The organism is Flavobacterium sp. (assembly GCF_017744675.1).
In the GTDB taxonomy this organism is placed as follows: Bacteria; Bacteroidota; Bacteroidia; order Flavobacteriales; family Flavobacteriaceae; genus Flavobacterium.
The window spans coordinates 866,151-880,796 of sequence record NZ_JAGIAV010000001.1 but is presented as its reverse complement, the minus strand read 5'-3'; the positions used below and the strand labels follow the sequence as shown (position 1 = coordinate 880,796).

Annotated in this window: 13 protein-coding genes; 8 read left to right on the top strand and 5 right to left on the bottom strand. The window is 33.9% G+C overall.

Annotated features, from left to right (window positions below):
- Nucleotides 1-192 precede the first annotated feature (192 nt).
- From J7574_RS03870 to J7574_RS03855, 4 genes are all read left to right on the top strand, one after another.
- A complete protein-coding gene (locus J7574_RS03870; protein ID WP_290964467.1) occupies nucleotides 193-1,320 on the top strand; it encodes an Mrp/NBP35 family ATP-binding protein in 1,128 nt (375 codons plus the stop codon).
- Nucleotides 1,321-1,496: 176 nt separating this feature from the next.
- The gene (locus J7574_RS03865; RefSeq protein ID WP_290964464.1) at nucleotides 1,497-1,733 is read left to right on the top strand and encodes a NifU family protein; all 237 of its coding nucleotides are present in this window, start codon (nucleotides 1,497-1,499) and stop codon (nucleotides 1,731-1,733) included.
- Nucleotides 1,734-1,950: 217 nt separating this feature from the next.
- The gene (locus tag J7574_RS03860) at nucleotides 1,951-2,430 is read left to right on the top strand and encodes a hypothetical protein (RefSeq protein ID WP_290964463.1); all 480 of its coding nucleotides are present in this window, start codon (nucleotides 1,951-1,953) and stop codon (nucleotides 2,428-2,430) included.
- Between the two features lie 57 nt (nucleotides 2,431-2,487).
- Nucleotides 2,488-2,805, top strand: a complete 318-nt coding sequence (locus J7574_RS03855; protein ID WP_091490641.1) for a 2Fe-2S iron-sulfur cluster-binding protein — start codon at nucleotides 2,488-2,490, stop codon at nucleotides 2,803-2,805.
- A gap of 81 nt (nucleotides 2,806-2,886) precedes the next feature.
- Here J7574_RS03855 and J7574_RS03850 read toward each other — a convergent pair whose 3' ends face one another.
- From J7574_RS03850 to J7574_RS03835, 4 genes are all read right to left on the bottom strand, one after another.
- Nucleotides 2,887-3,390 (bottom strand): SMI1/KNR4 family protein, encoded by a 504-nt coding sequence (locus J7574_RS03850; protein WP_290964458.1) that lies wholly within the window; start codon nucleotides 3,388-3,390, stop codon nucleotides 2,887-2,889.
- 129 nt (nucleotides 3,391-3,519) lie between these two features.
- Nucleotides 3,520-4,509 (bottom strand): aspartate-semialdehyde dehydrogenase, encoded by a 990-nt coding sequence (locus J7574_RS03845; RefSeq protein WP_290964455.1) that lies wholly within the window; start codon nucleotides 4,507-4,509, stop codon nucleotides 3,520-3,522.
- A gap of 175 nt (nucleotides 4,510-4,684) precedes the next feature.
- Nucleotides 4,685-5,065: a large conductance mechanosensitive channel protein MscL gene (mscL, locus tag J7574_RS03840; RefSeq protein ID WP_290964452.1), complete on the bottom strand. Its 381-nt coding sequence runs from the start codon at nucleotides 5,063-5,065 to the stop codon at nucleotides 4,685-4,687.
- A gap of 205 nt (nucleotides 5,066-5,270) precedes the next feature.
- Nucleotides 5,271-7,742, bottom strand: coding sequence for a bifunctional UDP-N-acetylmuramoyl-tripeptide:D-alanyl-D-alanine ligase/alanine racemase (locus J7574_RS03835; RefSeq protein WP_290964450.1), 2,472 nt, complete (start codon nucleotides 7,740-7,742; stop codon nucleotides 5,271-5,273).
- Between the two features lie 285 nt (nucleotides 7,743-8,027).
- Here J7574_RS03835 and J7574_RS03830 point away from each other — a divergent pair, with 285 nt between their 5' ends.
- The gene (locus J7574_RS03830; protein WP_290964447.1) at nucleotides 8,028-8,633 is read left to right on the top strand and encodes a hypothetical protein; all 606 of its coding nucleotides are present in this window, start codon (nucleotides 8,028-8,030) and stop codon (nucleotides 8,631-8,633) included.
- Here the strand turns inward: J7574_RS03830 and J7574_RS03825 are convergent.
- Complete coding sequence (locus J7574_RS03825) at nucleotides 8,628-9,332, bottom strand: porin family protein (RefSeq protein ID WP_290964444.1); 705 nt, start codon at nucleotides 9,330-9,332, stop codon at nucleotides 8,628-8,630. The genes J7574_RS03830 and J7574_RS03825 overlap by 6 nt on opposite strands.
- A gap of 224 nt (nucleotides 9,333-9,556) precedes the next feature.
- Between J7574_RS03825 and J7574_RS03820 the strand changes: the two genes are divergently transcribed.
- The 3 genes from J7574_RS03820 (at nucleotide 9,557) to J7574_RS03810 (ending at nucleotide 14,515) form a co-directional block, all read left to right on the top strand.
- Complete coding sequence (locus tag J7574_RS03820; protein WP_290964441.1) at nucleotides 9,557-9,910, top strand: hypothetical protein; 354 nt, start codon at nucleotides 9,557-9,559, stop codon at nucleotides 9,908-9,910.
- A gap of 161 nt (nucleotides 9,911-10,071) precedes the next feature.
- Nucleotides 10,072-12,279, top strand: coding sequence for a TonB-dependent receptor (locus J7574_RS03815; protein WP_290964438.1), 2,208 nt, complete (start codon nucleotides 10,072-10,074; stop codon nucleotides 12,277-12,279).
- A gap of 127 nt (nucleotides 12,280-12,406) precedes the next feature.
- Nucleotides 12,407-14,515: a prolyl oligopeptidase family serine peptidase gene (locus J7574_RS03810; protein ID WP_290964435.1), complete on the top strand. Its 2,109-nt coding sequence runs from the start codon at nucleotides 12,407-12,409 to the stop codon at nucleotides 14,513-14,515.
- Nucleotides 14,516-14,646 lie beyond the last annotated feature (131 nt).

Here is a 14,646-nt window from a genome sequence, read left to right as displayed (position 1 = left end):
AAAACACTGTGCGGAACCCTAAAAACTTTCTCAAAAGTTATGTTGAATAATTTTGAATAATCTCAATATCAATAATTACAATTCAAAAACGCTAAATTTCCAAACTTAATCTGTTATCTTTGCACCCTGAAATCAGTTTAAATAAAGATAATCTTATAAGGCTGGTTTAAGAATAAAAAATAGCCCATTACAATGAAACTAGATAGAAAAGAAATTCTAAAGGCCTTAGAGACAATCACTATTGCTGGAGAAGGAAAAAATATGGTTGAAAGCGGTGCTGTAACCAATGTTATTACATTTGGAGATGAAGCTGTTGTAGACCTTGTATTGCATACGCCTGCTATGCACATCAAAAAAAGAGCTGAAGATGATATTAGAAAAACAATTCATGATTTAATATCGCCAGATGCTAAAGTAAAAGTAAATATTAAAGTAGAAACTCCAGAGAAAACTGAAATTAAAGGTCGTTCGATTCCTGGAATCAAAAATATTATTGCAGTTGCTTCTGGTAAAGGAGGAGTAGGAAAATCTACAGTAACTGCAAACTTGGCCGTTACGCTTGCAAAAATGGGCTTTAAAGTTGGTGTTTTGGATGCTGATATCTACGGGCCTTCTATGCCAATTATGTTTGACGTTGAGAACGCAAAACCGGTTTCTGTAACCGTTGACGGAAAATCAAAAATGAAACCTATTGAAAGCTATGAAATCAAAATGCTTTCAATCGGATTTTTTACAGCGCCTAGTCAAGCGGTAATCTGGAGAGGACCAATGGCGGCAAAAGCATTAAACCAAATGATTTTTGATGCAGATTGGGGAGAATTAGATTTCATGCTTCTGGATTTGCCTCCTGGAACTGGAGATATCCACCTTTCGATCATGCAATCGCTTCCAATTACTGGAGCTGTTGTAGTAAGTACGCCGCAAGCGGTAGCACTTGCAGATGCTAAAAAAGGAGTGGCAATGTTCATGCAAGACAACATCAATGTTCCTGTTTTAGGAATTATTGAAAACATGGCTTATTTTACACCAGAAGAATTACCAGAAAATAAATATTATATCTTCGGACAAGAAGGCGCTAAAAACCTTGCTGAAGATTTAAACGTACCATTTTTAGGAGAAGTTCCTATTGTACAATCTATTCGCGAAGCAGGAGATTACGGCCGTCCAGCAGCATTGCAGACCGCTTCTCCGATAGAAAAAGTCTTTGAAGAAATTACTCGAAATGTGGTGCAAGAAACAGTAAACAGAAACGAAAGTTTGCCAGCAACAGAAGCGATCAAAATTACAACGATGGCGGGTTGCTCTGCAGTTAAAAAATAATTAGATAATTGAGATAATGTGGCAATTAGATAATGCAATTTAATTATCTAATTAACAAATTTTCTAATTGGCACATTTTCATTAATTGACACATTAATAAATTGAGATAATGAGAGAATTAGACAATTTTAAAGAATTTTCTAATTGACACATTTTCTAATTGACACATTAATATTATGACAACAGAAGAATTAACAAGTAGTGTTTTATTGGCCTTAGATGAGATAAGACCATTCTTAAAATCTGACGGTGGAGATATTTCATTAATTTCTATCGAAGATGACAAACATGTAAAAGTTCGTTTGGAAGGGGCTTGCATTAGCTGTAGCGTAAATCAAATGACGCTAAAAGCAGGTGTAGAAACAACGATAAAAAAATATGCACCACAAATTGAAACTGTGGTAAATGTGTAATGTAACAAAAACAGCTTTTTTTCAAAATAAAACTTTCAGAGTTTAACAAGAATAGTAGGTGATTTATTGTTTGATTAGAAAAATGATAAAATAACTGTAAAAAAAAAGATGTTTTTTGCCACATTCATAAAAAACAACGCAAAGATTTAAGAGTTTCTGTTAAGGAATTGTTACATTTTTAACTTAAATTTGTCACAAAACCCTTAAATCTTAAACTATGAGAAATTTTTACGCTCTTTTTTTATTATTTTTTATAAGTGCTGCAAATGCACAACAGGGCCAAACACTTTTTGCTGACAAAGCTTGGGTAAATGAATCTGAAGAATGGTCAGATTTTCAATATTCGGGACAAATTATTTTTTCTACGAATGGGAAAACTGAAGAAGGCGCTTTGCGAATTGGCAATTATGATTTTTTATATGACCTTTGCGGCGGAAATGCAAGGTTTAAAAATAAATCAACTTATAGTTCTGCCGATTTTTCGCATCCAAGAAAAGTTAGCGCACAAACAGACAAACAAGGAATTTTAAACTCTACTTACGAAGGAACGCTAATTTTCCAGTCTGACACAGATTATTATTCTGTTATTTCTCTTGTGACGATATTAGAAAAAGGAGGTAATATTATTGGTGTAAAAATGCGCCTTAAGGATGGCAATCAAAAAGAATATGCTTTTAGCTTAAAAGAAAAAAGTTAAAATTAAATAACAGATCGAACACGTTTTCAGATCTGCAACAAAATTCCAATAATTAAAATGGATGTATTAATTAAAATTAAAGATCGAGAAGGAGTTATACACGAATTACAGGCTCCAACTGATATGGCAATGAATATAATGGAGTTATGCAAAGCATACGAACTTCCTGTTGAAGGAACCTGCGGAGGAATGGCCATGTGCGCTTCTTGCCAGTGTTATGTTCTAAATGATGTTGCATTACCAGAAATGGGTGACGATGAAGAAGCCATGCTTTCTGAAGCATTTTATGTTAAATCTAATAGCCGTTTAGGCTGTCAGATTCCAATTACTGAAGATTTAGAAGGATTGGAATTGGAATTGGCACCAGAATACTAAAAAACACAAAATCCAATATTAAAATTCCAAATTCCAAGATGCATTTTGTGCTATTGGAATTTGGAATTTTTTATTTGGAATTTATACTGAAAGCTCGTTTGGATCAAAAGGCTCAAATTCTCTTTCAGAAAATGCTTCTGTCAAAATTCCAGCCGTACAAAGCCAAGAAATGGTTTCTTCTAGCGAATTTCCTGCTTTATAAATCATTTCACTATATCGAGGCAAAATATAATACTGGCTGTTTAAAAAAATAATTTCGTCGCCATCAAAAGTATCTCCAATTCTGATGGATTCCAGTACTTCTTCTTTTGTTAAGACCTCTTTTCCTTCATCCCAAAACCAATATTCCGTTATGCGGTTTTTCCATTCTTCCAAAGTCAAAATAATCGTTTCTGGAAGATAAACTCGTATATAAGTTCCTCCTAGAATTCCGCATCCGTATGTTTGAACATATTCTTTATAATCTTCATCAAATACGACATTCAACGTCTTTTCACAAGCTAGAATTTCTTCTTCATCGGCCGTAAATAAGTCGGTTTTATTAGTATTATAGTTCGGAATTATTTTGTAGTTATCGAAATTCATAAAATATAAGTTTTAACTGCTAATTTACTTATTTAACAGCCACGCCAAAAGTTTTTGATACGAAAAAGCCGTAATCACTTTCGCAATTACGGCTTCTTCTCTTTATAACAATTTTATTTAATCTCTAGATTATACCAAACCTGCTTTAATTAAGTATTCAGCAATTTGGATAGTGTTTGTTGCAGCTCCTTTTCTTAAGTTATCAGCCACGATCCACATATTTAATGTATTTGGCTGGCTTTCATCACGACGGATTCTTCCAACAAAAACATCATTTTTACCTTCTGCATATAATGGCATTGGGTAAGTAAAAGTATCTAAATTATCTTGCACCACTACTCCATCAGTGTTGTGTAAGATTTCGCGAACTTCGTTTACATCAAAATCATTTGTAAACTCAACGTTTACTGCTTCACTGTGTCCGCCTACAACTGGTACACGAACGGCAGTAGCTGTAACTCTAATGGTATTATCAGATAAGATTTTTTGAGTTTCACGAACTAATTTCATTTCTTCTTTAGTGTATCCGTTTTCTTCAAAACTGTCGCAGTGAGGAATCGCATTTCTGTGGATAGGATATTTGTAAGCCATATCACCTTGAATTCCAGCGTACTCATTTTCTAATTGTTTTACCGCTTTTACACCAGTTCCTGTAATAGATTGGTAGGTAGAAACAATGATTCTTTTAATATTGTATCTTTTATGTAAAGGAGACAAAGCCAAAACCATTTGAATTGTAGAACAGTTTGGATTTGCAATAATTTTATCTTCTTTAGTCAAAACATCAGCATTGATTTCTGGAACTACAAGTTTTTTTGTAGGATCCATTCTCCATGCAGATGAATTGTCGATTACAGTTGTTCCAGCAGCAGCAAATTTTGGAGCCCACTCTAATGACGTATCTCCTCCAGCAGAAAAAATAGCGATATCGGCTTTCAGATCAACAGCTGTCTGTAATCCTACTACTTTATATTTGGTTCCTTTATATTCTACTTCTTTTCCTACTGATCTTTCAGATGCAACAGGAATTAATTCTGTAACAGGAAAATTTCTTTCCGCTAAAACTTTAAGCATTACTTCGCCAACCATTCCGGTAGCACCTACAACTGCAATTCTCATTTTTATATTTTTAAATAAATCAATTAATCAAATTTGTACCGCAAAAGTAAGTATAATAAAAGTCTCTGCAAGGCGATTCACAAAAAATAACAAATTGTTACAAAATAAACATTTTGTAAAAAAACCGCCTCTTAGAAGGCGGTTAAATTAGACTTAGTGTAGCGGTATTGTATTTTTATTTATTTTTTAATAAATCTCTAATTTGTGTAAGCAATTCTTCTTGAGTTGGTGCTGCAGGAGCTGCTGGTGCAGGAACTTCTTTCTTTTTAGCGTGGTTTATTCCTTTAATGATTAAGAACAAAACAAATGCAACGATTACAAAGTTAATTACTGCCGATAGAAACATACCGTACTTAACTCCTCCAAAAGCAGTAAGCTCTTCAATTGTAGATAAATGCGCAGCATCTAAAGCTGGTTTCAACAATAAAGGAGTGATTACATCCTCGATAAATGAACTTACAATTTTACCAAAAGCAGCTCCAATGATTACACCGACAGCCAAATCGACTACGTTGCCTTTCATTGCAAATTCCTTAAATTCTGAAAAAAATCCCATATCTGATTTGTTTTAGTTTTACGTTAAATGAATATCGAAAATACGCAATTTTCTTTAAAAAACCATATCTAAACGTCTTTTGAACCATATAAGTCATATAAGTTCATTTTAGACAAACCTTATTTCTTTTTTTTGCTTAACTATACATGGGCAGTTAAGCAAATCTTATAATTCCTTATATCACTTATATGGTTCAAAAATAATCCTATCGAAAAAATACGCGCTTTACTCGTTGCGAAATACTCGTCATGATCTCATACGGAATGGTTTTCAGCGCCTCAGCCATCTCAATAACAGTTGGGCTTTCGCCAAAAATAATTACCGAATCGCCTTCTTTGCAATCTATATGACTTACATTGACCATTAGCATGTCCATGCAAACGCTTCCGACAATTGGAGCTTTTTGGTTTTTAATCGTGACAAAACCTACTTCATTTCCCCATAATCTTGCAATTCCGTCTGCATATCCAATCGGGATTGTGGCAATTTTGGTTTCTCTATCTGCCATAAAACGACGCCCATAACCAACACTGTCGCCAGCAGGAATGGTTCGAATTTGAGAGATTATAGATTTTAAAGTTCCAACATTCTCTAAATATTTTTGTTCCGCCGGATCGTTTGAAACTCCGTATAAGCCAATTCCTAAACGCACCATATTATATTGTGCGTCTGAAAAATTGCTAATTCCAGAGGTGTTCAAAATATGTCGAATTGGATTAATATTTAATGCTGCCATTAGTTTGGAAGACAATTTTTCGAACAATGCAATCTGCTGTCTCACAAAATCAAAATGTTTCGGATCATCGCTAGTTGCCAAATGCGACAAAATACTTTGCACACGAACAGTTGAATTGCCTTTTAAAGTAGCAATGAGTTCGTCGATGGTATTGTTTTCAAAACCTAAACGATGCATTCCTGTATCCATTTTAATATGAATTGGATAATCTTTTAGGTTCTTTTCGCGAGCAATTTTCAAAAAGGCATTTAATCCTTTCAAACTATAAATCTCGGGTTCTAACTGATATTGAATGATGGATGGAAAACTGGTCGATTCGGGATTTAAAACCATAATTGGAAGTTTTATCCCGCCACTTTTCAACGCGATTCCTTCATCGGCGAAAGCCACACCCAAATAATCTACTTTATGATGTTCTAGTAATTTCGCAATTTCTAATCCCCCGTTTCCGTAGCCAAATGCTTTTACCATAACCATCATTTTGACATTTGGAGCCAGTTTTGATTTGAAGTAATTAAAATTGTGACTAATAGCATCAAGATTAATTTCTAAAATGGTCTCATGCGTTTTTTCTTCAAGAAGTGAAACAATTTCTTCAAACTGAAAAGATCTTGCTCCTTTTATTAAAATCGTTTCGTTATTGAAATTTAGATTGTCAATTTCTGCAATAAAATCGGCTGTGTTATCAAACATGGTGCTGTTCGGAAACTTAGCTTTAAAAGAAGAAATTGTTGGTCCAATACCAATTACACGATTTATTTTATTGTCTGAAATTAACTGAGCTACTTTAGAATACAGTTCTTCATTGGTAAATCCGCTTTGGAAAATGTCGGATAAAATAACTGTTTTTGAAGCGCCTTTTTTCTTCTGACTTTCTAAGAAATCCAAAGCAATTTTAAGCGACTGAAAATCGGAACTATAACTATCGTCGATAATACTGCAATTATTCATTCCGTTTTTGACTTCCAAACGCATACGAACGGGATATAGCATTTCTATTCTGTTCTGAATCGTTTCCTGGTCGTAGTTAAAATATAATAAAACCAATAAACAAGAAATCGCATTTTCGATAGAAGCAGAATCGTTAAATGGAATTTCTAAATTGAAGTTGTCATTTTTGTAGTGATATTGAATAAAAGTATGATCGTTTTTATGTTCTCTTTTTTCAATAAAAACATCAGCCGTTTTATCTATAAAACTCCAAGAAAACAGTTTTCTCGGATGATGCATATATTCAGCTACAAATTGAGACAAACAAGAATCAACCACTTCATTTTTTTGATAAATAATGATCGGACAATCTTTGAATAAAAGTAGTTTTTCATCAATTTTCTCCACTAAATTTAAAAACCCTTCATCGTGCGCAGAACCAATGCTCGTTAAAACACCAATATTGGGTTTAATGATTTTTTCGAGATTTACCATTTCGTTAACCGTCGAAATTCCCGCTTCGAAAATTCCTAGATTATGTTTTTCATTAATGGCAATTACCGAAAGCGGAACTCCAACTTGAGAGTTGTAACTTTTTGGACTTCTAATAATATTATAATCAGGACTTAATAAGAAATTAAGCCATTCTTTTACAATCGTTTTACCGTTGCTTCCTGTTAATCCGATAACTGGAAAATGAAAAAGATTTCTGTAATATGCTGCAAAATCCTGCAAGGCCTGAAGCGTATTTTCGACAACCAAAAAATTAGCTTTATCTGCGTAACCTTCTGGAATATATTGAACAACAAAATTCTGAACCTTGTTCTCTATTAAATCTGGAATGAATAAATGGGCATCATTGTTTACGCCGGCCAGAGCAAAAAATAAAGTCTGTGATCCGTTTTGAAGCGAACGGCTGTCAATTGAGATATGATCGATTAAAATAGCAGCATCTGAGCCAATCCATTTGGCGTTAAGAACTGAAACTAGGCTTTTTAAATTTATGCTCATTTAGAAATTTCTTTTTTCAAATTTAAAAAAAGGTTTGCCACTAATTTCCCAAATTTTCACTAATTATTCAATTTATCTGAAAGTGTTGGTTTGCCACGAATTCCGCAAATTCACACGAATTAATTTCAAAAAATAATCTTCTAAATCGAAGCGAAAAATTTCGGCCATATAACCTTTATTAATTCTGAAATCTATAGCAAAAAAATAATTCGTGCGAATTCGTGTATTTCGTGGCAGAAAACATTTATTGATTATATTTGTTTTTACACCACAAATTCAGGCATTTTGAAAAAATTACTTCCACTCTTCTCCTATATATTGCATCCGATTTTCATATCGCTGTACGCTACGATGTTTTACTTATTTTACAAAGACGATATTTTTAGCACACAAGAGAAGTATTTTGTTTTAACCCAGATTTTAGTCATTAACATAATTGTTCCAGTCTTATTTTATTTACTTCTAAAATCGACTGGACATGTAAAATCAATCATGCTGAGCCAAACTTCAGAACGAACGATTCCGCTCATACTGCAATGCTTTTTGTATATTTTATTGGTTAAAAGAAGTATTGTAATTACACGTTATCCAGAACTTCATTTCTTTTTTCTTGCTGCCTTATTCAGTACGATTTTGGCATTGGTGTGTGTTCTTTTCAAGATAAAAGCAAGCCTTCATATGGTGGCTATTTCTGGTTTAACGATTTTTGTTATCGGATTAAATATTCATCTTCAGCTCCATAATCCGTATTGGCCGGCTTTGCTTATTTTATTGTCGGGAGTCGTGGCTTCATCACGCTTAGAAATGAACGCGCATACGCCTAGAGAAATATTAATTGGATTGTTTATTGGAATAATGCCACAGCTTTTATTTCTATATCTGTGGTTATAAAATGTAAAAGATCAATCCTGCATTTAAGGTTTTCATATTGATTTTTTCGCCAGAAAGAGTGGTAGCCGATTTAAACAGAGGACTTAAGCCGTAATATATATACACGTTCCAAGTGTTGTATCCTGCCGAAAGATAGGGTCCGTATTGAAATTTATTGATGTCTGAATTATTATTAATTCGATATGTTGTTTCTCCATTATCCAAAATAGAGGAACTTGAAAACACATAGCTCAATTTTACGCCGCCATAAATACGCCAAAATTTAGTGCTTTCGTAAGTCGAATTTCGCCATCTAAACTCTATCGGAAGGTCTACAGAATATTGTCTGTATCGGTTAGAAACAAATTCTCCGTAACTATTAACACCATAAATAATTGCCCCCGATGCGTCTTCAGAAATGTTTAAGTTCTGATAGTAATTCTGATAGCTCAACCCTAACCCAGCCGCAATGGCAATTGTTCTAGTTTTATTAACAGGCATATCACGCAAGAAACCTCCCGAAAGTCCGAGAGAAAATTTATTTTGTTTAAAATCAACAGGAATATCAGTAAACATATTATAAGTAACCGAAAAATAGAACTGATCTTCACGATACAAAGAATCTATTTTTACAACTGGTTTTATCTCAGGCTTAACGTCTGCTTGCGCAAAAGAGTTAAAAAAAGAGAGTAAAAATAAACAGCTAAAAATAATTCGCATATCTTGGTTTGGGTTTTAAGAGATGATTTCAAATAAACGCTTTTCTGCGTCCATTTATTTCACCTACAAATATAATATAATGCTTTCTGTAGTAAAGATACAAAGTAAAAATATTCTCATTTTGACGGCGAATAAAATTAATTGCTGCATTATTTTCAATAAATCCATTCGATGAAACAAAAAATTAATACATTTTCTTTTTATCTTTTATACCTTTGTGGTGTATGAAAAGAAAGCAGCTCATATTAAGTTTATCTTTTGCTGTCACAATATTGTTCTCAATATTGTTTCAGTCCATACATAGTTATGAGCATATCGTAAAACAGCTTTCAGAAAAGCAATGCCATCACAATTACAATGACCCAAGTGGCGAAATAACGCATCAACATCATGATTATGATGTTTGTTTTGTTTGTCATTTTGCTTTTGAATCTTTTATTGTACCGCAAAATTTCTCTTTTGAATTTCATTCCTTTGATAGAGAAACACCGTATTTCTTCCCGTTTTCAGAAAAGATTTTTTCTGTATCAAACCCTTCGTATTTCTTACGGGGACCACCTGCCGCTGTAGTTTCTTAAGTTTCGATTATTCGAAAAACATCATATTTCTTTTATTTTAAAATTCAAACAGCATTGAGTTTCCTAATCCTATTTTATCAATTAGGATCAGAATGCTTTATAGTTGGCTTTGTTTTTTATTAGAAGAAAAAAACTCAATTTAACTATAGCATCATTTTCAAATGAAAAAATTTATAATTGCCCTTATTTTAGGGTTCTCGAGCATACTTACTGCTCAAAATTCGGTTTCTGGAATTGTAACCGATAACCAAAATAAACCATTACCTGGTGTTTCTGTTTATGCTCCAGAATTGCATAAAGGAACCACAACAGACGCAAACGGAAAGTACGAGTTGAATAATCTTCCAAACGGAAGCCTACGCGTTGCTTTTACTTATATTGGATATGCCACTCAGAATAAAACAATTGCTAAATTATTGAAGCAAAATACACTTGATATTGTTCTTGAAGAATCTATTTTAGAAATGGATGAAGTCGTGGTTTCAACGCCTTTCAATAAATTGCAATCGCAAAACGTAATGAAAATTGAGCACGAAAGCATTAAAACATTACAGCAGAAAGGAACTTCAACTTTAATTGAAGGTTTGGCGACAATTCCTGGAGTTTCTCAGATTTCTACAGGAACTTCTATCGGAAAACCCGTTATTCGCGGACTTAGCGGTAATCGTGTTTTGGTTTATTCTCAAGGTGTTCGTATCGAAAATCAGCAGTTTGGAGACGAGCATGGTTTAGGTTTAAACGATGCTGGAATTGAAAGTGTTGAAGTTATAAAAGGTCCAGCGTCTTTATTGTATGGTTCTGATGCTCTGGGAGGTGTTTTGTATTTTAATCCTGAAAAATTTGCTGATGCTGGTGATTTCAAAGCCAATTTCAGTCAAAAATATTTTACGAATACAGAAGGAAGCAACTCTTCTATTGGCTTAAAAACCTCTACAGAAAACTGGAAATTCTTAGCTCGCGGAAGCTACAACACACATTCTGATTACAAAATTTCTGGCGGCGATCGCGTAACTAATTCACGTTACAACGAAACTGATTTTAAAACAGGTATTGGCTACAGCAATTCGAGTTTCTCAAGTGTTGTACGATACAATTTTAATAAACTGGATATTGGAATTCCAGAAGATGGAATCGCCGAACAATCTTCAAGCAAAGACACTCAATTTCCGAGACAAGGCATTTACAATCATTTATTGAGCTTAAACAATGTCATTTTCTTTGAAAACTCAAAACTAGATGTTGATTTAGGATATATCTCGAATGACAGAAGCGAGTTTGAAGACAGCAACGAAGCTTCTTTACATATGAAACTGAATACTTTCAATTATAATGCAAAATACCATTTTCCAAAATTTGGGAAAATCGAAACTATTTTTGGTGTTCAAGGAATGCATCAAACCAACAAAAATTCTGGTGAAGAATACTTGATTCCAGATGCTATAACAAATGATTTTGGTGTTTTTGGAACTGCCAATTACGAATGGGACAATAGCGTTATTCAAGCTGGATTGCGTTTTGACAACAGAAACATAACTTCAATCGCGCACGGAACTGAGGGTGAAGAAGGCTATTTTCAAGCTTTAGATCGTTCTTTTGACAGTTTTAATGCTTCATTAGGATACAAAACAAAATTTGCAGAACCTTTGACTTTCCGTTTAAATGTAGCAACTGGATTTAGAGCGCCAAACTTAGCAGAATTAACTTCAAATGGTGTTCACGAAGGGACAAATCGTTACGAAATTGGAAATGCTGATTTGAAAACCGAACAAAACGTTCAAACCGATTTGAATTTAGAATACAAAAACACACACTTCGAGTTTTTCGTAAACGGATTTTACAATCATGTAAACAATTACATCTACACTTCGCCAACTGGAGAAGTTAGAGATAATAATGATGTTTTTGCTTATATTCAGGATAATGCGCAATTGTATGGTGGTGAAGTTGGCTTGCACTTTCACCCTCACCCATTAGATTGGTTGCATTTTGAAACTAGTTTTGAAACGGTTACCGGTAAAAAACAAAACAAAGATTACCTGCCTTTGATTCCTGCAAACAATTGGAACAATACGCTTAGAACCGAATTTAATATCAAAAACTGGCTAAGTGAAGGTTTTGCTTCTTTGAATGTTTCTTCGACTTTCAATCAAGATAATGTAAGCGGTTTTGAAACAGCTTCTAAAGGATATACTTTGGTGAATTTAGGACTTGGAGGAACAGTGAAACTAGGAAAAACTGCTTTTGACATTAACCTAAACGGAAACAATTTATTTGATAAAAAATATATTGCGCACCTTTCTAGATTAAAAACAGATGGAATTCCGAATATTGGAAGAAACATCGTTTTGGGCGTAAATTTCAATTTGTAAAATTCACCATATAAGTCATATAAGTTCATTTAATTTAGCCTGCGCTGATATTTACTTATATGACTTATATGGTTTGCCTTTTTAAAACAAAAAGCATTATTTTTGTTACAACAGATAAAAACTAACTATGAAAAAAACTTTTTTATTAATGGCAATTACAACCGTAGGAATTTCGTTTGGACAAGGCAAAATGCAGTATCCGCAAACTAAAAAAGGAGAAACTGTTGATGTTTATTTTGACACCAAAGTAAGCGATCCGTATCGTTGGTTAGAAGATGATAAATCTGTCGAAACTGGTGCTTGGGTAAAAGCTCAAAATGAAATTACTTATGCGTATTTAAATAAAATTCCGTTTCGTGACGAACTAAAAAAACGAATGGAAACACTTTGGAACTACGAAAAAATTGGAGCTCCATCTAAAGAAGGAAAATTTACATACTATTCTAAAAACAACGGACTTCAAAATCAATCTGTAGTTTACAGAAAAGATGAAAACGGAAAAGAAGAAATTTTCTTAGATCCGAATACTTTTTCTAAAGACGGAACTACTTCGCTTGGTGGCTTAAATTTTTCTAAAGACGGAAACAAAGCAGCATATTCTATTTCTGAAGGTGGAAGCGACTGGAGAAAGGTGATTATTATTGATGCGCTTTCTAAAAAAGTTTTAGAAGACACTTTGGTCGATGTAAAATTTAGCGGGATTTCTTGGCGTGGAAATGAAGGTTTCTACTACTCTAGTTATGATAAACCAAAAGGAAGTGAACTGTCTGCCAAAACAGATCAGCACAAACTGTATTTTCACAAACTGGGAACTTCTCAAAAAGACGACAAAGTAATTTTTGGAGCTGACAAGAAAAGAAGATACGTTGGCGGATATGTTACCGAAGACAATCGTTATTTAATCATCACGGCTGCAAATTCTACTTACGGGAACGAATTGTACATCAAAGATCTGACTAAACCAAACAGTCCGATTGTTACTATTTTAGACAACTTTGACAGCGATAGTAGCGTCATCGAAAACCAAGGCAGTAAATTATTTATCGAAACCGATCTTAATGCTCCTAACAAACGTGTTGTTAATGTTGATGCTGCAAATCCGAAACCTGAAAATTGGAAAGACTTTATTAAAGAAACCAAAGATATTTTATCGCCTTCAACTGGCGCTGGCTACTTCTTTGCTAATTATACTAAAGATGCCGTTTCCTTCGTACAGCAATATGATTACAGCGGAAAATTAATTCGCGAAATTAAACTTCCTGCTGTTGGAACTGCAGGCGGATTTAGTGGTAAAAGAGAAGATAAGATTTTATACTACAGCTTTACCAATTATACAACTCCAGGAAGCATTTATTCTTTGGAACCAAAATCTGGCAAATCTGAAGTCTATCAAAAACCAAAAGTAGATTTCAAAAGTGAAGATTACGAATCGAAACAAGTTTTCTATACTTCAAAAGACGGCACAAAAGTTCCGATGATTATTACATATAGAAAAGGAACAAAATTAGACGGGAAAAATCCAACAATCCTTTACGGTTACGGCGGATTCAATATCAGTTTAACTCCAAGTTTCAGCATTGCCAATGCAGTTTGGATGGAAAACGGAGGTGTATATGCTGTTGCTAACTTAAGAGGTGGTGGAGAATATGGTAAAAAATGGCACGATGCAGGAACAAAACTTCAAAAACAAAACGTATTTGACGATTTTATTGCAGCGGCAGAATATTTAATTGCTCAAAAATATACTTCTTCTGATTATTTGGCTATTCGTGGAGGATCTAACGGAGGTTTATTGGTTGGCGCAACGATGACGCAACGTCCTGATTTGATGAAAGTAGCTTTGCCAGCTGTTGGAGTTATGGACATGCTTCGTTACAATGCGTTTACAGCTGGTGCAGGATGGGCTTTTGATTACGGAACTGCTCAAGACAGCAAAGAAATGTTCGAATATTTAAAAGGCTATTCTCCTGTTCACAATGTAAAACAGGGAACTCATTATCCTGCGACTATGGTCACTACAGGAGATCATGACGATCGTGTAGTTCCAGCGCACAGTTTTAAATTTGCATCTGAATTGCAGGAAAAACAAACAGGAGAAAATCCAGTTTTAATTAGAATTGATGTAAAAGCGGGACACGGAGCAGGAAAATCTGTTGCGGCGTCTATTCAAGAAAATGTAGACATTCAAGCTTTCACACTTTATAATATGGGCTTTACTTCTTTACCGAAAAAGTAAGACTTTAAGCTTAATTTTTTTATTAGCCACGAATTCACGAATTATTTTTCTGAATATCGTGGCTATTATTTTTTTGTTTCACGCAGATTTTGCAGATCTAAGCAGATTTAAATTGATTCAATTAAAAAAAT